Annotated in this window: 18 protein-coding genes; 9 read left to right on the top strand and 9 right to left on the bottom strand. The window is 38.5% G+C overall.

Annotated elements, in window-relative coordinates; translation table 11 throughout:
• Positions 1–4: 4 nt before the first annotated feature.
• The 7 genes from OIZ54_RS15885 to ndk all read right to left on the bottom strand — a co-directional run bounded on the left by OIZ54_RS15885 (position 5) and on the right by ndk (position 8,097).
• The gene (locus tag OIZ54_RS15885; RefSeq protein ID WP_004586990.1) at positions 5–625 is read right to left on the bottom strand and encodes a YfgM family protein; all 621 of its coding nucleotides are present in this window, start codon (positions 623–625) and stop codon (positions 5–7) included.
• A 19-nt stretch (positions 626–644) separates the two neighbouring features.
• Positions 645–1,925, bottom strand: coding sequence for a histidine--tRNA ligase (hisS, locus tag OIZ54_RS15880; protein ID WP_004586991.1), 1,281 nt, complete (start codon positions 1,923–1,925; stop codon positions 645–647).
• A 396-nt stretch (positions 1,926–2,321) separates the two neighbouring features.
• Positions 2,322–3,440, bottom strand: a complete 1,119-nt coding sequence (ispG, locus tag OIZ54_RS15875) for a flavodoxin-dependent (E)-4-hydroxy-3-methylbut-2-enyl-diphosphate synthase (RefSeq protein WP_264390797.1) — start codon at positions 3,438–3,440, stop codon at positions 2,322–2,324.
• A gap of 5 nt (positions 3,441–3,445) precedes the next feature.
• Complete coding sequence (locus OIZ54_RS15870; RefSeq protein ID WP_121638270.1) at positions 3,446–4,357, bottom strand: RodZ domain-containing protein; 912 nt, start codon at positions 4,355–4,357, stop codon at positions 3,446–3,448.
• Positions 4,354–6,225, bottom strand: coding sequence for a type IV pilus biogenesis/stability protein PilW (gene pilW, locus OIZ54_RS15865; RefSeq protein WP_264390796.1), 1,872 nt, complete (start codon positions 6,223–6,225; stop codon positions 4,354–4,356). Before pilW ends, OIZ54_RS15870 begins: the two co-directional genes overlap by 4 nt.
• 126 nt (positions 6,226–6,351) lie before the next feature.
• Positions 6,352–7,482, bottom strand: coding sequence for a bifunctional tRNA (adenosine(37)-C2)-methyltransferase TrmG/ribosomal RNA large subunit methyltransferase RlmN (locus tag OIZ54_RS15860; RefSeq protein WP_004586995.1), 1,131 nt, complete (start codon positions 7,480–7,482; stop codon positions 6,352–6,354).
• 183 nt (positions 7,483–7,665) lie between these two features.
• A complete protein-coding gene (gene ndk, locus OIZ54_RS15855) occupies positions 7,666–8,097 on the bottom strand; it encodes a nucleoside-diphosphate kinase (protein ID WP_004586996.1) in 432 nt (143 codons plus the stop codon).
• Between the two features lie 217 nt (positions 8,098–8,314).
• Between ndk and yegQ the strand changes: the two genes are divergently transcribed.
• A complete protein-coding gene (yegQ, locus tag OIZ54_RS15850) occupies positions 8,315–9,706 on the top strand; it encodes a tRNA 5-hydroxyuridine modification protein YegQ (protein WP_264390795.1) in 1,392 nt (463 codons plus the stop codon).
• Positions 9,707–10,365: 659 nt separating this feature from the next.
• A complete protein-coding gene (locus OIZ54_RS15845; protein WP_248443369.1) occupies positions 10,366–10,758 on the top strand; it encodes a hypothetical protein in 393 nt (130 codons plus the stop codon).
• A gap of 531 nt (positions 10,759–11,289) precedes the next feature.
• Here the strand turns inward: OIZ54_RS15845 and OIZ54_RS15840 are convergent.
• Positions 11,290–13,182 (bottom strand): winged helix-turn-helix domain-containing protein, encoded by a 1,893-nt coding sequence (locus OIZ54_RS15840; RefSeq protein ID WP_264390794.1) that lies wholly within the window; start codon positions 13,180–13,182, stop codon positions 11,290–11,292.
• 223 nt (positions 13,183–13,405) lie between these two features.
• On the opposite strand from OIZ54_RS15840, the gene OIZ54_RS15835 reads away from it, so the two are divergent.
• The 3 genes from OIZ54_RS15835 to OIZ54_RS15825 all read left to right on the top strand — a co-directional run bounded on the left by OIZ54_RS15835 (position 13,406) and on the right by OIZ54_RS15825 (position 15,849).
• Positions 13,406–13,669, top strand: a complete 264-nt coding sequence (locus OIZ54_RS15835) for a DUF4282 domain-containing protein (RefSeq protein WP_248443371.1) — start codon at positions 13,406–13,408, stop codon at positions 13,667–13,669.
• A 286-nt stretch (positions 13,670–13,955) separates the two neighbouring features.
• Positions 13,956–14,738 carry a tetratricopeptide repeat protein gene (locus tag OIZ54_RS15830; RefSeq protein WP_264390793.1) on the top strand — a complete coding sequence of 261 codons (783 nt, stop codon included), beginning with the start codon at positions 13,956–13,958 and terminating at the stop codon, positions 14,736–14,738.
• A 676-nt stretch (positions 14,739–15,414) separates the two neighbouring features.
• Entirely contained in the window at positions 15,415–15,849 is a 435-nt protein-coding gene (locus OIZ54_RS15825; protein ID WP_248443374.1) for a hypothetical protein, read from the top strand.
• Positions 15,850–15,904: 55 nt separating this feature from the next.
• Here the strand turns inward: OIZ54_RS15825 and OIZ54_RS15820 are convergent, their stop codons facing one another.
• Complete coding sequence (locus OIZ54_RS15820; RefSeq protein WP_264390792.1) at positions 15,905–16,579, bottom strand: hypothetical protein; 675 nt, start codon at positions 16,577–16,579, stop codon at positions 15,905–15,907.
• Between the two features lie 213 nt (positions 16,580–16,792).
• Here OIZ54_RS15820 and OIZ54_RS15815 point away from each other — a divergent pair, with 213 nt between their 5' ends.
• From OIZ54_RS15815 to OIZ54_RS15800, 4 genes are all read left to right on the top strand, one after another.
• Positions 16,793–18,814: an AAA family ATPase gene (locus OIZ54_RS15815; RefSeq protein ID WP_248443376.1), complete on the top strand. Its 2,022-nt coding sequence runs from the start codon at positions 16,793–16,795 to the stop codon at positions 18,812–18,814.
• A 57-nt stretch (positions 18,815–18,871) separates the two neighbouring features.
• Positions 18,872–19,783 (top strand): HNH endonuclease, encoded by a 912-nt coding sequence (locus tag OIZ54_RS15810; protein WP_264390791.1) that lies wholly within the window; start codon positions 18,872–18,874, stop codon positions 19,781–19,783.
• 15 nt (positions 19,784–19,798) lie between these two features.
• Positions 19,799–20,773 carry a helix-turn-helix transcriptional regulator gene (locus OIZ54_RS15805; protein ID WP_248443378.1) on the top strand — a complete coding sequence of 325 codons (975 nt, stop codon included), beginning with the start codon at positions 19,799–19,801 and terminating at the stop codon, positions 20,771–20,773.
• A 74-nt stretch (positions 20,774–20,847) separates the two neighbouring features.
• Complete coding sequence (locus tag OIZ54_RS15800; RefSeq protein WP_264390790.1) at positions 20,848–21,936, top strand: cell division protein FtsZ; 1,089 nt, start codon at positions 20,848–20,850, stop codon at positions 21,934–21,936.

The raw sequence follows: 21,936 nt of genomic DNA, 5'->3' as shown, positions 1-21,936 counted from the left end.
AACCTTATGCCGCTGGGCTAGTTACTGCTAGGTCGTCTAATTTAATTTGTAATAAAGGGTTTGTTGTTAAACCGCCTGCATCGGCAGCTGCTTGATACGCAGTGCGAGCTTGATCTTTATTACCTTGTGCAATGTAAATATCGCCTTTTAGCTCAGCTACATTGGCGTTATATGCCTCTGGTAGGGGTGAGTTTAATGTACTTAGGGCTTCGTCAAATTTACTTTGCGCAAGTTGAATACGTGCTAAACGCGTAATGGCAATGGCTTTAAGCTCTTCGCTTTGGGCGTTTGTAACAATCCAGCTAAGTTTTTCGCTAGCAAGGTCTAATTTTTTTGCATCAACAGCGTCTTTTGCCGCAACAAAAGCGGCTAAAGTTGCATAGCTTGTGTCTTGGTTGTTTTTAATGAATGTATCGGCTGCGCCAAGTACATCGTCACTTTGTACAAGTGTTGTATATTCGTCAGACGCTTGCTCAGCAGTTGTAATTTGGTTTTGGTTGTATGCTTTCCAACCGTATAAGCCGCCTAAACCTACAATTACACCTAGCGCAAGTGAAATACCGTTTTCGCGAAAAAAGCGCTTAATGGCTTCTGCTTGTTGTTCTTCTGTTGAATAAATGTCCATTATTACCTCTTAAGTTAGCTTAGCTATTGATAAGCTCAGCTAATAGCGCTTTAGCTTGTTCTAATTCTAGTGTGACTTGCTCTTTACGCTCACGTAAATATTTGATGGTCACAACGCCTTTTTCTAATTCATCTTCGCCAATAATAACGGCCACTAGTGCATCGCTTTTATCAGCTCGTTTTAGTTGTTTTTTAAAGTTACCGCCGCCGGCATGCACCATAACGCGTAAACCGGGTACGTCGCTACGCAGTTGCGCTGCAATGGCAGGGGCTTGTACGCTGGCTTTGTCGCCCATTGCCGCTAAATATACATCAGCATTGCGGCGAATGTCACCTACACACTCAAGTGCTTGGAGTAACAGTACTAAGCGCTCTAGACCCATAGCAAAACCAACTGCGGGCGTTGCTTTGCCGCCAAGTTGCTCAACTAAGCCATCGTAGCGTCCGCCAGCACACACTGTGCCTTGTGCGCCTAGGCTATCTGTTACCCATTCAAATACTGTGCGGTTGTAGTAGTCTAAACCACGTACTAACTTTTCATTAACCGTGTATATGACGCCAGCTGCGTCTAAACGTTCACATAAATTTGCAAAATGTTCTTTTGATTCAGCATCTAAATGCTCAGACAATTTAGGCGCATCCACTAAGATTGCTTGCACGTCTGGGTTTTTGCTATCAAGTACACGTAATGGGTTTGAGTACATACGGCGCTTTGAATCTTCATCAAGCACGTCGGTATGCTGTTCAAGGTAGGCAACGAGTGCATCGCGGTAATCAGCACGTGCTTCGTTAGAGCCTAACGAGTTAAGCTCTAAACGCACGTGTTCGTTAATGCCAAATGCTTTCCATAATTGCGCGGTAAGTAAAATAACTTCTGCGTCTATGTCGGCTGTGGCAATACCAAATGTTTCTAAACCAAATTGGTGAAACTGACGGTAGCGGCCTTTTTGAGGGCGCTCATGACGAAACATCGGGCCCATGTACCACAGGCGCTGTTCTTGGTTATAAAGCAAGCCATTTTGGTTACCTGCACGTACACATACTGCGGTGCCTTCTGGACGAAGGGTTAGCATGTCGCCGTTACGATCGGCAAAGGTGTACATTTCTTTTTCTACTATATCGGTTACTTCACCAATAGAGCGTTTAAATAAGTCGGTTGATTCTACAATAGGAAAACGAATTTCTTGATAACCGAACGATGCTACTGTCTCGCGTAAAATGTTTTCTACTTTCTGCCAAACTTGCGTGTCGCCCGGCAGACAATCGTTCATACCGCGAACTGCCTGAATTTGTTTTGCCACTGATAAATCCTAATTTCTGTTTATGTGTAATAAAAAAATGCTTACACAACAAGAATGCTAAAAATTGACCCGTCATTATATACCCAAATGACCCCATGATGCGAGCGTCGTTTGAATTAAAAGCGATTTAGGCAAGGCATTGATTGAAAGTAATAGTGGTTCTATTGTTAAAATCAATAACGCAGTATAAATCGCTTTTAAACCAACCCGTTGGGCGGTTCACAGACACTTACTCTCATCGTTGTTACTTTTTAAAAGGGATTGCCATTCTTGCAAAGTAACGCCTTGATATTAAGAGCCTGTGAAACGCTGAATTCTGTATCTTGGGGTCGTTTGGGTATCCTCTAGCTATAAAGGTAAACGCCAAACACCGTGGTTTGGCGCTTTATACGGTATTTATTCGACTATTTTAATGTCGATAGGTGTTTGCTGCTCTTTTTGAGCAATAAAGTCGCGCACGTAGCCTTCAAGCTGGTCAACAATATTGTTGTTATCAATACGCGCTTTTTGACGCTCGCCATTAATGTATAAACCTGAGCGGCGGTTTGCACCGGCAAGGCCAATATCACTAACTAGGGCTTCGCCTGGGCCGTTAACTACACAGCCAATTACCGAAACAGACATTGGCTCAACAACATCTTCTAGGCGCTCTTCAAGCTGGTTCATGGTGCTCACTACATCAAACTCTTGACGTGAGCAGCTAGGGCAGGCAATAAAGTTAATACCGCGAGAGCGTATACGCAGCGATTTTAAAATATCAAAACCTACTTTGATTTCTTGAACTGGGTCGGCAGCAAGTGATACACGTAGCGTATCGCCAATACCTTCGGCAAGTAACATGCCTAAGCCTACAGCCGATTTAACCGAACCTGAGCGCATGCCGCCGGCTTCGGTGATCCCTAAATGCAGGGGTTGATCTATTTCTTTAGCAAGTAAGCGATAAGCGCCTACAGCTAAAAATACGTCTGATGCTTTTACCGATATTTTAAATTGGTCAAAATCAAGGCGGCGTAATATATCTACATGGCGCATTGCTGATTCAAGTAATGCTTCGGGAGTTGGCTCGCCGTATTTTTCTTGTAGGTCGCGCTCTAATGAGCCGCCATTTACACCAATACGAATAGGAATATTATGCTCGCGCGCTGAGTCTACAACGGCTCTAATACGCTCTTCACTGCCTATATTCCCTGGGTTTATACGTAGGCAATCTACGCCGTATTTTGCCACTTTTAACGCTATGCGGTAATCAAAGTGAATATCGGCTACAAGCGGTATACTAACTTGCTCTTTTATACTTTTAAACGCTTCTGCTGCATCCATAGTTGGTACAGATACACGCACTATATCGGCGCCGGCATCTTGTATTGCTTGGATTTGCGCTACCGTGGCATCTATATCCATGGTGTCGGTATTGGTCATCGACTGTACGGCCATAGGGGCACCGTCACCAATAGGCACGTTGCCTACATTGATGCGGGTTGATTTTCTGCGTTTAATTGGAGATTCTGAAAACATAGCGACTACTCTGCTAATGGTAATTTAAATTTGGCTAAACGATTTTTAGGATAACCAGAAATATCAACTGGTTCGCCGTTTAGAGAAACACTAACTACGTCGTGCTTACCCAGCACAACTGAAAAAGGCGGGGTGCCGCTTACAGCCATTTTATAGCCTGCTTTTTTTACGCCAAATGCTATGCGCTCACCTTCGCCATCGTGTATTTCTACCCAGCTCTCATCGTTAAACACCATGTTAATTGTACTGGTGTTACTTTGCGTGTCGGGCTCGTTAGTGGCTGTTTGGGTGCTAGCGGCAATAGGCGCCGTGGCATTAACGGCTTCACTTAAGGGGACTTGTTCAGCACTTAAAGGCATTACAGCCGGTGTGCGCTCAACTGCCTGTGTTGCTGGCATTTGCGAGGTGTTCTCGCTTTCGTTATTTAGCGCGTTGTTATTTAGCGCGTTGTTATTTTGCTGGTTATCTAAAATTGAGTTTTCAATATTGATTGTGCTTGTTTGCTCATCGATAGGCGTAGCATTTTGCCAAAACCATAAGGCAGATGAGCCAATAACAATGGCTAAAATAATGTAGCTCACCAGCATTAGGCGGCTGTCGTGGGCTTCTTTTTCTGTGCGGCGCGAAAAGCTTTGCATGTTAGCCGGCTTTGTAGGCTCGGGCGGTGCTGGCAATTTAGCTAATATAGGGGCGCTATCGACGTGTAGTTCACGGCAATAGTTTTTAATGTAGCCTTTTACAAAGGTTATAGGGCCTAACGTTTGGTACTGATCGCTTTCTAAGCGTTGCAGCTGAGAAATAGAAAGCTTAAGTGGGCCAGTAAGTGACTCTAAGCTTACATTAGCCTGCTCTCTATGCGCTTTTAATAGTTGCCCAACACTTGGCTCATCGCTTTGTTGCGTAGTTTCTTCTGTCATAATAGGTACGAATTTGGATCCACTAGTAATAGTCTGTGCCCAGGTGTAAGTTCTATATCTGGGCTTAATTTATTCCATCGCATTAATTCATCAATTAATACATGCCGCTGGGTAGCTATGTCGTAAAGGGTATCGCCAGCTTTAATCTCGTAATAAATATTAGGATCGTTTAAATAAATTTTACTTCCGTTGATAACACGATCCGACTCCTTTAGACCATTCCACTGCAGGAGTTTTTGTAGTTTAACATTGTATCGCACTGAAATGCTAAATAGGTTTTCACCAAACTCAATAATATGAAAAGGCACCTTTAAAGGGGGGACTTTTGGATTAAGCATGGGAGGCTCTTGTTTTACACTTGGTTGGTAGTTTTTTAGTGTAATGTCGTTACTGTCGCTGTATGGGTTATTACTAAATACCGCACTGTCTTTTTTAGCCTCATAAAATACTACCGAATTATTTAAGCCCGTATTCTGTGGGCCATTTGCAGCAGGGCGTGTATTTTGTGGGGTGTTAAAGTTAGCTTGTTTTGGCGCACCAAATGAAATTATTTTTACTTCGTCATCATCTTTGGGTGTTTGTTTAGCGACGGCTTTTGGCGGCTCAGCTGTGGGTGTAGACGTTTGTTGCGCTTGGTGATCTGTTGTTAAAGCCAAAAGCACCGCTGCGGTATCTGTATTAGATTCTGCAGGCGCAGATGTTGTAGTTGTAGTTGCTACTTGGGCAGTATTTGTTAAGGTTGGAGCCGCTGCCGCAGCTGGCACTACAGCTTTTGTTGTTGTAACTACTTCAGCCTGCGTTGGTTGAGCCGCAGGCGTGAGAGTGGCAGCGTCATCATTTTGCTCAGCTACGGTTTTTTGTTTGTTTGCTGCGGCAATGGTTGCCTGTGCTTTTGCCGTCTCATTTAATACTGGGCTTGAAGGCTCAACCCCTGGAGAAATTAAGCTGGTCGAATTATCGGTAGTTGGGCGCTTTTTTCGGATAATTTTAATTTTTGGTTGCTCAACACTGATTTGCTCTTCGCCATACTGCTCTTGAAGCTCTTCGAGCTGCGCTTTACGGTATTTTTCGCGCAGTATTTCAAACTCAGTTTGTTTAGTACGATTATCGCGAATAGCATAGGCTTGCTTACTTGTTGGGTAAGTTTGCATTATGGTGGCGGCAATTTTTTCTGCTTCTTCTATTCTGCCCATGCGCTGCTTAATTAAATAACCAAGCAATAAAGCACGTGCAGACACTCGGCCGGTGTCGTCATGACGCTTTAATACTTCGCTGGCTTTATGTAAATCGCTTTTAGCATAAAAAAGGGCGGCTAAGCTTATTAGGGTCGATGTACGTTGCGAGCTGTGATTAAGTGCTTGTTTAAAGTAACTCTCTGCATTTTCAAAGTCGTTAAATTCTATGGCACATAATGCAAGGTTTTCGTAGCTTTCGGCAACGCGAATATAGCTTGGAATATCAATTGCTTTTAAAAACTGATCGGTCGCGCGGTCATACTCTTCAATACTACATAAAAACACACCGTAGTTATTAAGCGTGTTCGGATCGTCAGGCTTAATTGCTAATGCTTTTTGATAGGCTTTATCGGCACGCTCTTTTTCGCCTACTTGTTGGTAATAATAAGCAAGAGAGTAATGTACTTCAGGTAGATTTGGGGCAAATTCTATAGCTCGCTCAAGGTTATACTTTGCTTGCGAGTTGTTGCCAGTTTCTAAGTATTGTAAAGCGAGGGCGATACGTGTGCGTGCTGCGCCTGCATTATTGATTTTGTTTTCGACGACGGGTTTGTCACTGCCGTTATAACTACTTTCACTTACGCACCCTGTAAGGGCAAGTGTTGAAAGTGTTAAAGCAAGTAAAGATCGCATTACCTTGTCTCTGTTTTTCTATCCATAGCGCCTATCTTACCTAAAACCCTTAGTGTTGCATCATTTATTTAAAAATAAACAACTTAACCACCCTGCACAGGGAATATACGCAGGGTGGTTACAGGCTTATGCTTGCTGGATATTTACGCTAATTGCGTTATCGTCACGCATTTTCTTTTTCGCCATACGTTTAGTACGGTCAACAACATCGCCGGCTAATTGCCCACAGGCGGCGTCAATATCGTCACCACGAGTACGGCGCACAATACACGTAATACCCGCAGCTTGTAAAACCTTAGAAAAACGGTCAATACGGCTGTTGCTAGAGCGTGTGTATTCGTTACCCGGGAACGGGTTAAACGGAATAAGGTTAACTTTAGAAGGTGTACCTTTAAGCGTTTTAACCAGCTCATGTGCTTGGTCGGTGCTGTCGTTAACGCCATTTAGCATAACGTATTCAATGGTCACGTCTTTATTTGCTTTAGAGCCATCGATATAACGACGACACGCGGCTAAAAATTCTTCAATTGGGTACTTTTTATTAATTGGTACAAGTACGTCACGTAGAGCGTTATCGGGTGCGTGAAGAGAAATAGCAAGTGCTACGTCTATTTTTTCTTTTAATAAATCAAGGGCAGGTACAACCCCTGAGGTACTTAATGTTACGCGGCGCTTAGATAAGCCAAAGCCCCAGTCGTCCATCATAAGTTCCATTGCCGGCACTACGTTTTTAATATTAAGCAGGGGCTCGCCCATCCCCATCATTACTACGTTGGTAACTGGGCGTTTTTCGCTGTTGCCATCAAGGCCTATGTCTTTAGCTACACGCCAAACTTGGCCAATAATTTCAGACACTTTAAGGTTACGGTTAAAGCCTTGTTGCGCAGTTGAACAAAATGTACACTCAAGGGCACAACCCACTTGCGAAGATACACACAAGGTGGCGCGGTCTTTTTCTGGGATCCATACAGCTTCAACTTCTTGGCCGCCATCAAGCACTAATGCGTACTTAATTGTGCCGTCGCTTGCTTGCTGGCGAACAGAGATTTCTGGCGCAACAATTTCGCATTCGTTTTTAAGCTTTTCTTTAAGCTTTTTATTAACGTTGCTCATGTCGTCAAAGTTATCAACGCCAAAATGATAAATCCATTTCATCACCTGGTCGCCACGAAATGGCTTTTCACCGAATGATACAAATAGCTCGCGCATTGCATCTCGGTTTAAATCTAATAAGTTAATCTTTTTTTGCTCGGTCATGAAACAACCTCAATCGGTGACGGTGGAGATAAAATTTACAAGGGCGAATTGTACACAATTCACCCACTTTAATCATTAAGTAAAATATCAAAATGCACTTAAGGATACTTTACGTAATGACTAAAAAAGGGCTCGAAAGCCCTTTTCTTACTTTGCATTACAGCGTTAACTGTAAAACTCGAATTAACGAGTACGTGGGCAAAGCTCTTCGTCAGCGAAGAAGTACGCGATTTCGCGAGCAGCAGATTCAACAGCGTCAGAACCGTGAACAGCGTTTTCGTCGATGCTATCAGCGTAGTCTGCACGTAAAGTACCAGCTAGTGCTTCAGCAGGGTTAGTAGCACCCATGATTTCACGGTTTTTAAGAACAGCGTTTTCGCCTTCAAGAACGGTAACCATTACTGGACCAGATGTCATGAAAGATACTAAAGCACCGAAGAAAGGACGCTCGCTGTGCTCTGCGTAGAAACCTTCAGCTTTCTCTTTTGAAAGGTGAACCATTTTAGCTGCAACGATTTTAAGACCCGCAGTTTCGAAACGGTTGTAGATTGCGCCGATGTGGTTTTTTGCTACTGCATCAGGTTTTACGATTGAGAAAGTACGCTCTAAAGCCATCTTTATGCTCCAATAATTTTTAAATAAAAGTGTGAATATTTACGGGCGCGAATTATACGCGTTTTAATTGAAAAAACCTAATTTTATTAAAAACCAGTTTGGTTGCAGTTTTATGATCTTGATCAAAAGCACAATGTTTGGCGCATTTATAATGCCGCGCTTGTAAATTAATTAATCATGTAACCGACTTCTACTCGGTTAGCTGTACGGAGCGCATATGCCAGCTGTTTCTTCTGTAACTTCTTTTATTCCCGAACTGTTATGCCCTGCGGGGAGTTTAAAAAACATGCGCTACGCCTTTGCATATGGAGCCGATGCCGTTTACGCCGGCCAGCCTCGCTACAGTTTGCGGGTACGTAATAATGAGTTTGATTTAGAGACATTACAAATAGGGATTAATGAAGCCCATGCGCAAAATAAAAAGTTTTATGTGGTTTCAAATATTGCTCCGCATAACGCAAAGGTTAAATCGTATTTACGTGATATAGAACCAGTGATTGCTATGGGGCCCGATGCGCTGATTATGTCAGATCCTGGGTTAATTATGCTGGTACGTGAAAATTGGCCAGCCATGCCTATTCACCTATCGGTGCAAGCAAATGCAGTTAATTATGCAAGTGTTCAGTTTTGGGCAAAACAAGGTATTGAGCGAGTTATTCTATCGCGCGAGCTCTCGCTTGAAGAAATAAAAGAAATACGTACGCTTTGCCCAAATACTGAGCTTGAGGTGTTTGTACATGGGGCGTTATGTATGGCGTATTCTGGGCGTTGTTTACTTTCGGGTTATATAAATAAGCGCGACCCAAACCAAGGTACCTGCACGAATGCCTGCCGCTGGAATTACGATGTAAAACCAGGCGTTGAAAACGAAGCGGGTGAGATGGTGCATAAAATTGATCCGAACCAAGTTATTCCTACTCTTGGTGAAGGTGCGTCAACAAATAATATTTACATGCTTGAAGAGCAAGGGCGCCCAGGGGAGTATATGCCAGCATTTGAGGATGAGCATGGTACGTATATTATGAACTCAAAAGATTTACGCGCTGTGCAATATGTTGAACAGCTAACAAAAATGGGTGTACATAGTTTAAAAATAGAAGGGCGGACAAAATCGTTTTATTATGTAGCGCGCACCGCACAAGTGTATCGAAAAGCCATAGATGATGCGGCCTCGGGTAAACCATTCGATACTAACTTATTTAAAACACTTGAGAACTTAGCGCATAGAGGCTACACCGAGGGCTTTTTAAAGCGCCATGCCCATCAAGATTATCAAAACTACGAATACGGTCACTCTGTATCAACTAAGCAGCAATTTGTTGGGGAAGTAATCGGGCGCTATGCTGATGGTTTAGTTGAAATAGAGGTAAAAAATAAATTCTGCGTTGGGCATTCTTTAGAGCTTATGACACCACAAGGTAACATTACTTTTGAGCTTGAATATATGCAAAACAAAAAGGGCGAAAGTATTACCGATGCCAAAGGCTCTGGGCATCACGTTAAAATTCGATTAGATACACGCATTAATTTAGAGCATGCAATATTAATGCGAAATTTAGATGAGCACCAAGATACCCGCAACCCCTATAAAAAAGTAGCAAGTGAGTAAGCGCTAGCATGGCACTACTTATAAATAACAAGTGCATTAACTGTGATGGTTATAAGGCTTCTAATTAAATCTTTATAAAACAATGTTTTGCTTTGTCGTGCTATGGTTTGTGCTACGATTTTATGTAATTCGTCAGCACTTGGTTAGTATCTAAAAAGCAGCCTTAAAAAGCAAATTGTATTAACTGAATAGTTGAAAATTTTAGACTTGTAGAGTCTTTGAATCTTATATTTGTGTTTTGTAGGTTATAGAATTAATTTGGAAAAGATAATTGGTAGTTAACAAAAGTAAAACTTAGATTTTTCTTATTTAATCCTCAAAATAAAGTGCCTTTTAGGTAACATTAAGCTGTATTTTAGGCCTTAAAGTGACTTATAGGTCACTTTAACTGCCGACGGTTACAACCAAAAGTTTTGTATTGTTTTTACTTAATCTATTTTTTTAGCTTGTTGAAAAAGTTTAATTAAAACTATCGTCAACACAGCAGCCGGTAATAACCATATAAAATCACTCATTTCTACCCCTTAATATTTGAAGTTATACTCTAACCTTAATGCTTTTGATGTGTTTTGCAAATCTGCTCAATTTTTACAGCTTCTTCTAGTCAATTACCATCACTCAGGCCTAGTTAGTTTTAGGACAAATAACTAGGAAAAACCATGAAAGACAAACAATCGAAATTCATCCGCCAATATGTACGCGCTAGTAAATCACCGTGGGATGACAGTTCAACTATTTTGCTATTAGCTGATGTTATTGATAAGCAAGCACTAGAGCTGGGCTTCACCAATTACGTTTATTTACAACGAGATAGCGTGGGGAGTGTTTTGGGTATTAGTATTTCTCAACAGTTATTAGCTGTTAACCCTGAGTTCTCAGAGCGGTATTTAGAGGGTATTGAAATGTATGCTTTATTACTTATGCATATTGAAGAAATAACAAAATTTTGTGGGTTGTTTACTGCAGAATTTGAGCAGCTATTTATGATTAAACCTAATGTATATTTTGTAGCTGCAGAAGACAGTTGGTTACGGTTAATAGAAAGCTCATAAACTCTGGCGAGCCCTGGGCTCGCTTTTTTATGCTTATAAATGAGCTTAACTTTACTTTTCTTTGTCGTGCTTCATCACGATATATGCAAAGCCAATAGTGAGGACTATCGCTGGAAAAATCATCATTAAAAATTCAGTCATCATTACTCTCCGGCTATAAGTTATTATTAATAATAATGTTTGACGTGTACTTTGCAAGTACGGATATTTTTTCTGATTTCAATAAATAAAATATTAGCGAAGATTAAATTTATCTTTTAAAAAGTTGCTTTAGCACAATAGAATAGAGTGACTTGAAACATATTGAAAATATACAAACCCTAAGTGAACTACTCGGTAGGCTTTGAAATTCCCCTTAAGCGAATGTAATTATTAATGTAAAGCCACAACATACCTGCATATCCATTACCCCAAAAAATTGCACTTTTAAAACATGCTACAAGCAAAAAAAATTTCAATATTTTCACTCACGCAATGGGAATTAAATACCTTAGCTATAAAAAGTTTAGAGTGATTATAGCTGATACGCTTTTAATCTAATTTCAATCTCAAAATAGAAGTATTAACATCAGCTTCACCTAAATATAGAATATCGTCCTCATAGGAAATAAGCTTTGTAAATCTGGCGCGTGATTTTGTTTTTTCTATTACTTTACCGGTATTAATATCCACAATATGTGTTTGTTCTTTAACATTGTAGCGGTGTGCAATTTTTCCTTTGTGCTCAATTAGAAGTCTTCTCTTTGTTTGCTTACTTATTATTTCACGATTTTCATTAACAATATTCCCTGTAAGAGTATCAACAAAAAAACAACCTTGCTCACTTTGAAATGCTCTTTCACCTTGTTCCACTATCTTTATGAAAGTATGTGTTTTTTGGTCAAGTAAATGAATGCCTTCACCTTCTGCAATCATACATTTACCATTAGACACGAGCTCGGTGGTTTTTATATTGCTAACTCGAGTCAATTTATTTTCAACTAATTTATAAATACCATCGGAACCAGCCAAAAATATGTCACCTTGGTAAAAGGCTACATGCCTAAAACTCAGGTTTGAATCGAAGTAAATAGAATTAAAAACTAGCCCGTCTTTAAGTTGCTCAATTGCATAACCACTGTTTGTTAATGCTAAAATTGTAAGCACCTTATCAGTATAGGTGAAGTCTCTTACACCATTTTCTAAACTATAAGTAAAGTTTCCAGATGAACTATATATAACTTCCTTTGCAATGTTGCCTAAAGTTAAATAGAGTTGTTTCTCTAGAATTAATGGGTCATCAATTTTAGCTGCTTGTGATGCCATTAATAGCGATAAATTTATATCTTGAGACAATATGTCATCAGATAAGGGCAACATAAATAGCTCATTGTTATTACCTACAAAGAATAGGTTGTGTTCTGCAACTGCCACGGAATAGGGTTTAGCTCTAAACTTATAGAATGTTTTTCTATTACTACCCTCAAAATAAGTCAATGACATCTCATCTAAATGATTTTCTCTTAATGAAAATACGCCGTCATTGTGTCCTTTAATGTATGCATCAATAAAGTTTTTATTATTCTCTGACTTAAAGTTGATGCTAGAAACTTCTTCCAATCGCTTAGTTGACAGGTCATATATAAAAGGTTTAATTGATGAACTCGGATCAACGTTAAAAGTAATGTAAAATCTATTATCATCAATCCAATCAAAAGAGGGGAATGCGTTTTGCCTGTTACAGGGGATCTCATCTATTTGGTCTTCGACAGGCCTCTGAAAAATTTTAATTTTACATTTTGAATCTTCAACTACATGCATTATGGTGCGGCCACTTGTATGAATTTCTAAGCCGCGATAAGCACCAGAATAATTCTCCGACATTAACACTGTCTTTTGACGATTTAAAACTTTGTATAATTTTGATGTGTTTTTGTCTCTCGCAGTAACAAATAGCGAATTGTTATAAGTTGCATAGTCCAAAATATAATCTTTAGATTCAAAAACGGTCTGGGTAGAAACCTTCGGTAATGTTTCAATCTTATCCTTATAGCTATAAGATAAAATTGCAACAATACATATCAAAATAATAAATAGTAAAGTGAACAAATACTTATAATCATTTACTTTTTTTTGAGTAACCTTCGAGGGTTCAAACGATTCAAAATTAAGTTTGTAGCCTCTGCCTCTTATGTTTTTAAATGATTCCCTATCGCCAAATTTTAACCGTAGATCACTTATTAGCTTGCGAAGTGAGTTTTTAGTTACAATGCGCTCCCCCCAAATTTCTGATTCAAGAGTTTGTGTATCAACAAAACCATCATCGGACGAAAAAAACAGTTTAAGTGCAATTACTTCTTGAGAGGTCAGTTCAAATTTTTCGTTGTTTTTTGATGCTGAATTAATATCTGGTGAGATTAAAAAGTCATTGATTTTATAGTTCACAGAGAGAGCTTTATTATTTTTTGGGAGAGTTTAACCATTTGTTTTGAATATTTCAACAATCCCCACAATATTTATAACCACCTAATAATTATAGTATTTCACACTAAATCACACTGTTTTATATTTATTCACTAACTACTTTATGAAGTCAGCCTATAAGCTTTTTCGCTCTAAACTTAAATCTAAGCAATTTTGGATTAACTAAATAATAAAAGGAATAAAAATGAAAGATGTACTTTTTTTTGACTCAATGTTAACCCCTAAAATAATTACTTTTGTGTATTGGTTATTATTGATAGCTGCGGCTTTTTCTGGATTAACCACAATTTTCGGGGGATATGGAGGTGTTACATTTTTCAAATTTATTTCAGGTCTATTTGTCGCTGGCTTTGGCGCATTAGCGGCCAGAATATCATGTGAGTTAACAATTGTTCTTTTTAAAATAAATGAGAACCTTAAACAGATATCTGATAACTCAGCAGAGTAGTTGCCTAACATTACTACTAAAAGAGCATGTTTAAATTCTATTTCACACTAAAATCTAGTTTTAATATGCTCATAGATTAGAAATACATTCATGGAAAACCTTTATGAGAGCTTTACGGTTTATTTTTTTATTGACATTTTTATGTTCAGGCTTTGTCTTAGCAAACGAAATTACAAAAAACGAGAATACAATAAAAGGAGATATTTAACTCAAGAAGAAAAATTACGACGCTGCATTTAAATATTTTATATTAGGTTCTAAAGAGGGCGACGCTACATCAGAAGTAATGCTGGGTGAAATGTACGCTAACGGACTCGGTTTTAAAGTAAACAAAAAATTAGCTTTAGATTGGTATTTAAAGGCTGCAAAAAAGGGTAGTGCTGTTGCTCAAAATAATGCGGGTGATTTATATTTTATGGGATCTGAAACTTTTCCTAAAGATCATAAAAAAGCATTCTATTGGACAAAAAAAGCTGCTGAACAAGGTCTGGTGGGTGCTCAGTTAAACTTAGGTTCTTTTTATTACATGGGAACAGGAATACCGAAAAATATTGAAAAAAGTATAGAGTGGCTCAGTAAAGCTGCTGAAACTGGAGATGAATTAGCTATAAATTTATTAAATAAAATTAAAAAAAAACCTATTAATGAAAAATACCTATTTAGCCTTAATTATAAATCAGCGATGGAAGGTACAGAAGTGGCACAATTTCAAGTTGGTCTTAGCTACCTTCTAGGTAAAGGGGTTGATAAAAATTTAAATCAAGCAATTTACTGGTTAACAAAAGCATCTGAACAGGGATACGCCGAAGCACAATATCTTTTAGGCTTGGCTTATCATAATGGAGAAGGAGTAGTTAAAGATGTTCATATTGCTATTAGTTGGTTTTTAAAAGCTGCGAACCAAGATAACGCTAATGCACAATTTTCTCTAGGGTTGTTATATGCAACAGAAGAAAGCATCGATACGGATTTGAGTGCTTCTAAAAAGTGGTTCAAAAAAGCTGCTGCTCAAGGGCATGAAAAAGCACAGAGGTACTTAAATTTTAATGAATTGATTAGTAAATATTAAATACCCTTATTCCAGATGCGTAAAACTTTAAAAAGGCTATACAAATTCTAGCAAGTTAATTTAAATACTTTCGACTAAGCCTAAAATTGCTGCAAAAATAAATTCAGTTACTCATAGTGTTAAGTGGCTATATTTAAATAATGAATGATTGCAGTACGCCTTAAAGTAAAAGCGAGAGACAATGTCTCTCGCTTTATGTACAAATACGCTTGCATCATCGCTGTTTTAATACGTTTCGTAAGCGGGTATTATCAAACCCATTTGCAACATGTAAAGTTAGTAAAAGGTACAGATTCAGGTTATTCATTAAACTGAAATAACTGAGCATTTTAAATAAATCACATACGGGTTTTTATTGCTAAAAGCATAAGTTTACCCTCATCCTTACATTTACAAAGCATCCCTACTTTTAATACCAATTTATTACTAATTAACACTCAAAAACCCACGACCTTTGCGGTATGATAAGCCAATAATTTATATTGATATTCTTGCAAAGAGAGACCACATGGACGCTGCATCAAAAAAGCCTGCTACTAAAAAAGCCGCAAAAAAAACACAAGTCGGGTTTGAAGAGTCCCTTTGGGATGCCGCCAATTAGCCGCGATGAAGTGTACAAAGAAATATTTGAGCAAGCGCAGAGTTTTAAAATAAATAGAGTTAAAGGATAACAGTAATGACCTATAAAAATAGAGATGCAAGTATTCGTTCTGAGAGCATGAATAAGTGGATTGGGCGCATTGAAGACGAAACAGAACTAGACTCAATAGGCGATACACCTACTGCAAGGATGGAAGATTTAATAGAAAAAATTAAATGTGCTATGGGCCAAGATGTTGATAGTGAAAGTTCAGAAAATAAAGTTGTAGATGATTCATTAAATACATTGATTGCTGAAGCTTTTGAGCAAGGCGTTAAACGTGGCTTTAACCGTTCTTTAGATCGCTTTATGAGTGGAGCCATTAAAACTAAAAAGGTCCCGCACGAAGATAAGTGGAGTTTACACAGCGCGTCAAAGCAGTATCAAATAAAAACTGATTTACCCACTGTATGTGATGGCAGCCAGTCGGTAACAGTAAAAATTAAGCTTTCTGAATGTGGTTTTGAATAAACATAATGTAGAACGAGTAGAGCTCGGTTTTTAAATCGGGCTCAAAACTCGCACTTTAATCTTTGGCTAGCCATATATTTGTTAGATTCTTAGAGTCCATAAGTTCATTTATTTGTATTATTTTTAAATAAGCTCGTTGGTTTTTATTATGTTTTTGACTAATACCGAGCCTAGAGTTTTCGAATGTAACCGGTGTGACACTGATATAGTGAAAACTATCTAATCTTATGAGTATTTTATTAAGCTTTTCATTGCTAATACTTATATTTAGTGCCTTTCTTAATAGTTTATATAGTGGGACGTTATTTACTTCTACCAAAGACTCTGTATTTCCCTCAGCTATCCAAAAGCTCTCATCGTCCCCAAAGTTATCAAGGTTTAATTTTTTGGAACTACAGATATAAACCATTTCATGAGACCAATGATCTTGAAAAAATTCATTGAGTGCTAATAAAATTTTCACCTCTAATGGTTGTAAGTGAGGATTGGAGATAACATTTTTTGTAAAGCAGTCTTGGTCATCTCTTAGTTTATGAAAAGCAAAAAGGCCACTTTCAGGGTCATCTTTGTCTAGTTCATGATTGTTTTTAGTATGCATCTGTAGAAGAGGCCTATGGGTATACATGTCTCCGTTTTTATGTCTGGCATAGTATTTTTCGGACTCGGTATCTTGATGCTTATTTTTGAGGATTATAGGGTTTTCTGCCGATCCTAAATTTACATTTTTCATAAGAGTCCAAAAAAACTTTATAGCTTAATTTATGCCTTTGCAGGGCCTAAAAAACAAGGGGTTAATAAAAAAACAAACCGAAAGAAAACAAAAAAATAAAAAACTAATATTATCAATGTACTATGCGTTTATTTTAAGACAGGTTTGTGGGTACGTTACCTTTTTCTGCTTAGTAATATAGCTACATCAGTTAATAAGAACGAGGTACATAGCATGAACACAACCACTCAATTAAAACGAATTGTTGCACACTTTGCCACTGAATTATTAGAAGAGTTCGACGTAGAAGAGCTTTGGCACGATAAGCTATTTAAAAAGGCTTTATGTAACATTTCTGGCTTTAACTATACAAATTTACAGGGCTTAGATGCTGATGATTTGATCACCCGATTAGATCATTTAGCAATAAACACAATGCCTAAAACGTTACAAAAAAATGTGCATATATTTTGTAAAGCGTTTGATCTACCAAAAGCGGTAACTCCATTAGTTATTTTTTCGTGTTGCATGACGCTCAGTAAGCCATTGCGCGAACTTGTCGAATACTTACGTGACGATTACGCGAGCGTTATTTTAGAAAAAATAGCTTATGTGATTGGTATTGATGAAGCACTACTCAACAAGCAAATTGGATTAATTATTGAATCTGGCATGTATTCAATGGATATGGAGATATTTGCTGGGGAAGATGAGTTTTTAATATTACCAAACGCAATTGCTAAAAGTCTTCTCGAGGGTATGTTAAATAGTGAAAGTGATATTTTATCTAACTTGGTCTCTCCTTGTGAAGCTTCTGAGCTTAGCGCTGCTGATTTATCTCACTTAGATTTAAATACTTTACTAAAAGCTACGCAAAATGCGACTGAGACGGGTGATCAAGCATTAAGTATTCTATTTTATGGTGTGCCAGGTTCGGGTAAAACTTCATTGGCGAAATATATAGCGCAAGCGTGTGGTTCGCAGTTGCTTAAGGTGCAAGCTAAAGGTAGTAATTTAATAAGCCCAACAAACGAGCTCGATAGCCGAAGCGCAAGCTCTGAGTTGCGTTTAGAGCACTTTAATGTGGTGAGTAAGTTGGTAGGTAAACGTAAAAAAACAATGCTGTTACTGGATGAGTGTGAAAACATTTTTGAGCGTGATTTATTCTCTAAAAGCTTCTCAAAGGAGTTACTTCATACTTATATTGAAAACCACCCTGTAGTGAGTATTTGGATCACTAACCATCTAGAAGATTTACCACAGAGCGTTATTAGGCGATTTAATATTGTTTACGAAATTCCTGAGCTAAACAAAACAACTAAAGAAAAAATGATTGGCAAATATGTTAAAGGTTTGAGTGTTGGTAACAGTTTTATAAGTAAATTAGCTGTCCAACAAAACTTATTGCCAGCTCATATTGCTAAAGCTGTTCATGTAGCTAGGTTATGCGGATTTAAAGCACAAACCGCGCGTGACTGCATAGAAGAGAATATTCAAGATACTTTAACTGCATGCGGCTTTTCAACACACGAGCTGACTTATCAAGCAGCGCAAAAATTTAATCCTAATATGGTAAATATAGAGTCTGAGTATGCATCGCTAGAACAGGTAGAAGAGGCTGTAATTGAATATGCGAGTTCACGAACTTTGCTAACGGGCCCGCCTGGTACAGGTAAAACAGCTTTTGTAAATTACTTATGCGAAAAAGCTGATTTTAAACTCATTTCAGTCAAAGCCTCTGACTTATTAAGTAAGTGGGTTGGCGAAAGTGAACAAAATATTGCTCAACTATTTAAACAAGCTACACAAGAAGGAAGTGCAATTTTTATTGATGAGGCTGATGGTTTGTTGTGCAGCCGCGAACAAGCTAATGCAAATTGGGAGGTGCAAACACTTAATGAATTACTATGTTATATGGAGCAATTTCAACTCCCACTTTTTGCCGCAACTAACTTTGCTAAAAATTTAGATAAAGCGGTAATGAGGCGATTTGATTTTAATTTAAATTTAACCTATTTGACTCCGGTACAGGCTAAGCAATTATTTAAAGATACATTAGGCCCAGGAGTGTTAAATAAGCACCTAATGCATGAGTTATACAAGCTTACAAAGCTTACACCAGGTGACTTTGCGATTGTAAAAAGGCAAATGAAGTTTTCAAAAAAGCGCATGACTCAAGAGCGAATGTTATCGATTTTACGAGAACAAAACGACCTAAAAGAAGGCGGAAAGCAGAAGATAGGGTTTGTTATTTAAATGTAGAGTTACAAAGTTGTGTAATTCATTGTATTTTATTTTAATTGGAAGAGCGTTATGAACGACAAGAAAAACACAAATTTATCAAAATTAAAGAAGACTGAAAGGACTCCAGATTTAACTAAAAGAAAGAAAACTAAAGAGTGGCTCGACAAGCATCCTAAAGTTTATGAGTTGACTAAAGAACTACTTGGGTTTCTTGAGAAGTATAGAGAACCTAGCTTTCCATATGGTTGGTATAACAATCTGGTTTTCAAATACGGTAGAGATTCAGTTGGGCCGAGATTAAGTATCAAATGTAACCAAAGTCACTGTGTTGTAAAAATAACACTGCCAGTAATAAAAAGAATTCCAAGTGAGCTTAATTTTTCTATTAAGTCGAAAAAACCTGCTGAAAGTGAATTAAAATTGAAATTTGAGGTAGAATCTAAAAATAAAGCTAGCTATGAACACTTGCTTAAAGTACTTTCGACAAATTTAATTACGCCCTTATCGGCTGGGAAGCATATCGATGTTGGTGTGATACAAGAAGCTACAATAGATGAAGCGATCGATAAAATAGTTGGATCTAAAAATTTAGATGAAACGGAAAAAGATGCTCTCGTTAAAGTTAGAATCGGGCAAGGTAAATATAGAGCGGCTTTAGATGATATTTGGAAAGGCTGCGCTTTAACAGGCATAAAATGCAGAGATTTACTTCGCGCTTCACATATCAAGGCTTGGCGCGATGCTGAGGCCCATGAAAGGGTAGACCCGTTCAATGGCTTGTTACTTGCTGCACATTTAGATGCGTTATTTGATAAAGGCTTGATAAGCTTTGACTCGAATGGTTTTATCTTGATATCAGGCTTGATAAGCGAAACAGATTTAAATAAGTTATCGATTGATAAAAGTATGCAACTTAAAATGCCGCCAGAAACACACGAATACATGAAGTGCCACCGAGAAAAGTATGGTTTTGAATATTGATATAAAAGTTAATCAATGAATTCACGCCGTCACTTTTCAATTTTAGAGCTTGTGCCAATAGCACCAAGCTCTATCTCGACCCACCAGTTGCAGCAAAAGTTGCTTGAACGTGACTTTGATATTTCAATCCGTATGCTCCAACGTGACCTGCAATCACTTTACGAGCAAGGTTGTTTTGGCCTTGAAAAAGACACGCGCAGTAAACCGTATGGTTGGTCTATTAATTCGCAGTGGCGAGGTGGTAATATAAAAATAATGGGCAGTGAAGTGGCTGAACATTATTTATTGTTGGAGCAGTTATTACCACACTCGACCCCCAGTGATGTTAAGCAGTCAGTGCATATTAAAGCAGAGCAGGCGCTTAAACGTTTTAATGGGCATGTACCTGACTGGCTTGCAACCCTTCCTAAGCCTTCGTTAAAAGTGAATATTGATGCTCAGTTAGTGGCACAAATTGAGCATGCGATTAATCATAAGCGTGCAGTGAGCGCTGAACTTTATAGGGTACTTTACGATGAAGCACATTGGTTGAAGTTTGCTGAGTTGAGTTTTTACAACTTAGTTGAGCAAGGCGGTGTGTTGATGGCGCAGTTTATGGTGGGGTCGCTTCACGATAAATGCTATCAAATGCCGATTTATCGCATTCGCAATATTCATATCCTGCAAAAAACACGAAGAGATCCAAGCACTGAGCAGTTAAAGTCATTACGCAGTGCGATTAATAAAGGTATGAAGCAAGAAACGATCGAGTTAATTGTAAAAGTGCCTAACCACTCTGCAGTTAATCAAGGTTTTATTGAACTTGGCGAGCTGATTGACAAGCAACATATTGATGAAAAAAGTGTATTACTTACCTACCAAACTATTGATACAGAACAACTAACCGATGAGCTATTTCAATGTGCTCATTGGCTTGAGGTTATTAAACCTGAAAAGCTGCGGCAAAGAATTGTTCATAAGCTTAAAGCGGCTACTGCAAACTACCTTTGATTAATTTAAAGTCTAGGTGCGTCAAAAATTGACGCACCTATTTGTTATGCTCCTTTAAAAGTTAAGGAGTGATTATGTTTCAATTAATTCAACAAAATGATGGTTTATCGATTGGTGTATTTGGTATTGGTGGGTGTGGCTGTAATACGCTTAACAGTATTTTTGAACAGCGCGAGTCTGAGCAGGCGCACTTGTACAGTGTAAATACCGATAAAGTGGTACTTGAACATACACAGAGTGATGAAGCGGTACTGATAGGTGCAGAGCTCACTCATGGGTATGGTGCAGGGGCCGATCCCAAAGTTGGACAGCAAGCGGCAGAAGAGAGTAAAGAGCAGCTTTTAACGCTTATTAATGGCTGCGATATAATACTGTGTGCAACAGGGTTGGGTGGCGGTACTGGGACTGGCGCCAGCCCTTACATTGCAAAACTTGCTAGTGAGCATGGCAAACCCATTATATTTGTTGCTACATTGCCATTTAGCAGTGAAGGGCAGTTTAGGAGTAATATAGCGCAAGCAGGTTTAAATGAGCTTAAAGAGCATGCTAATGCTGTTATTACGCTCCCTAACGATCAACTTATTGAAGTGCTAGGTAATGATATTGGCTTATTTGACGCCTTTAAGCATAGCAACCAAATACTTCATTCATTGATAAAATCTCTCATCGATATGCTGTGTTTTCAGGGGCTTATTAATGTTGACTTAAACGATTTTGCTAAAATTATGGATTGCCAGGGTGATGCTGTACTGGGTGTTGGTAAGTGCAATGATGAAAGCGAGCTTACTACTGCACTTGATAGTGCACTCAATAACCCACTTGTTAATCAGGTTGATATGTCATCAAGTACAGGTGTGATAATACAAGTGAACTGTAAAGATGAAATTTCACTAGGTAGTTATAACCTCATTACCGATACAGTACGTCAGCAAGTAAGCTCAAATGCTTTAGTTATTTGTGGTGTTTCAAAAATAGAAAGCTTATCGACCAATTATGAGCTGCTAGTTATTGCTACGGGCGCGAGTTCTAAAATGGTTATTGATGACAATAAAAGTGAGTCAAGCTCTAAAGTAGTCGCTACTAAGCCAAAAGCATCTGATATTTTTGATATCCCCGCTTTTATAAGAAATCAGTCTGCACCGCCTAGTAAAAGCTCTTTATAG

It is taken from the genome of Pseudoalteromonas sp. A3 (assembly GCF_025942345.1).
GTDB lineage: Bacteria > Pseudomonadota > Gammaproteobacteria > Enterobacterales > Alteromonadaceae > Pseudoalteromonas > Pseudoalteromonas atlantica.
The sequence above is the reverse complement of the archived record's forward strand: the minus strand, read 5'-3'. Positions and strand labels throughout refer to the sequence as shown.

Bases quoted from the DNA above. Each gene is read 5' to 3' on its own strand.
- OIZ54_RS15885 (WP_004586990.1), bottom strand. From the start codon at position 625: ATGGACATTTATTCAACAGAAGAACAACAAGCAGAAGCCATTAAGCGC.
- ispG (WP_264390797.1), bottom strand. From the start codon at position 3,440: ATGTTTTCAGAATCTCCAATTAAACGCAGAAAATCAACCCGCATCAAT.
- OIZ54_RS15870 (WP_121638270.1), bottom strand. From the start codon at position 4,357: ATGACAGAAGAAACTACGCAACAAAGCGATGAGCCAAGTGTTGGGCAA.
- pilW (WP_264390796.1), bottom strand. From the start codon at position 6,225: ATGCGATCTTTACTTGCTTTAACACTTTCAACACTTGCCCTTACAGGG.
- OIZ54_RS15860 (WP_004586995.1), bottom strand. From the start codon at position 7,482: ATGACCGAGCAAAAAAAGATTAACTTATTAGATTTAAACCGAGATGCA.
- ndk (WP_004586996.1), bottom strand. From the start codon at position 8,097: ATGGCTTTAGAGCGTACTTTCTCAATCGTAAAACCTGATGCAGTAGCA.
- yegQ (WP_264390795.1), top strand. From the start codon at position 8,315: ATGCCAGCTGTTTCTTCTGTAACTTCTTTTATTCCCGAACTGTTATGC.
- OIZ54_RS15845 (WP_248443369.1), top strand. From the start codon at position 10,366: ATGAAAGACAAACAATCGAAATTCATCCGCCAATATGTACGCGCTAGT.
- OIZ54_RS15835 (WP_248443371.1), top strand. From the start codon at position 13,406: ATGAAAGATGTACTTTTTTTTGACTCAATGTTAACCCCTAAAATAATT.
- OIZ54_RS15830 (WP_264390793.1), top strand. From the start codon at position 13,956: ATGCTGGGTGAAATGTACGCTAACGGACTCGGTTTTAAAGTAAACAAA.
- OIZ54_RS15825 (WP_248443374.1), top strand. From the start codon at position 15,415: ATGACCTATAAAAATAGAGATGCAAGTATTCGTTCTGAGAGCATGAAT.
- OIZ54_RS15820 (WP_264390792.1), bottom strand. From the start codon at position 16,579: ATGAAAAATGTAAATTTAGGATCGGCAGAAAACCCTATAATCCTCAAA.
- OIZ54_RS15815 (WP_248443376.1), top strand. From the start codon at position 16,793: ATGAACACAACCACTCAATTAAAACGAATTGTTGCACACTTTGCCACT.
- OIZ54_RS15810 (WP_264390791.1), top strand. From the start codon at position 18,872: ATGAACGACAAGAAAAACACAAATTTATCAAAATTAAAGAAGACTGAA.
- OIZ54_RS15805 (WP_248443378.1), top strand. From the start codon at position 19,799: ATGAATTCACGCCGTCACTTTTCAATTTTAGAGCTTGTGCCAATAGCA.
- OIZ54_RS15800 (WP_264390790.1), top strand. From the start codon at position 20,848: ATGTTTCAATTAATTCAACAAAATGATGGTTTATCGATTGGTGTATTT.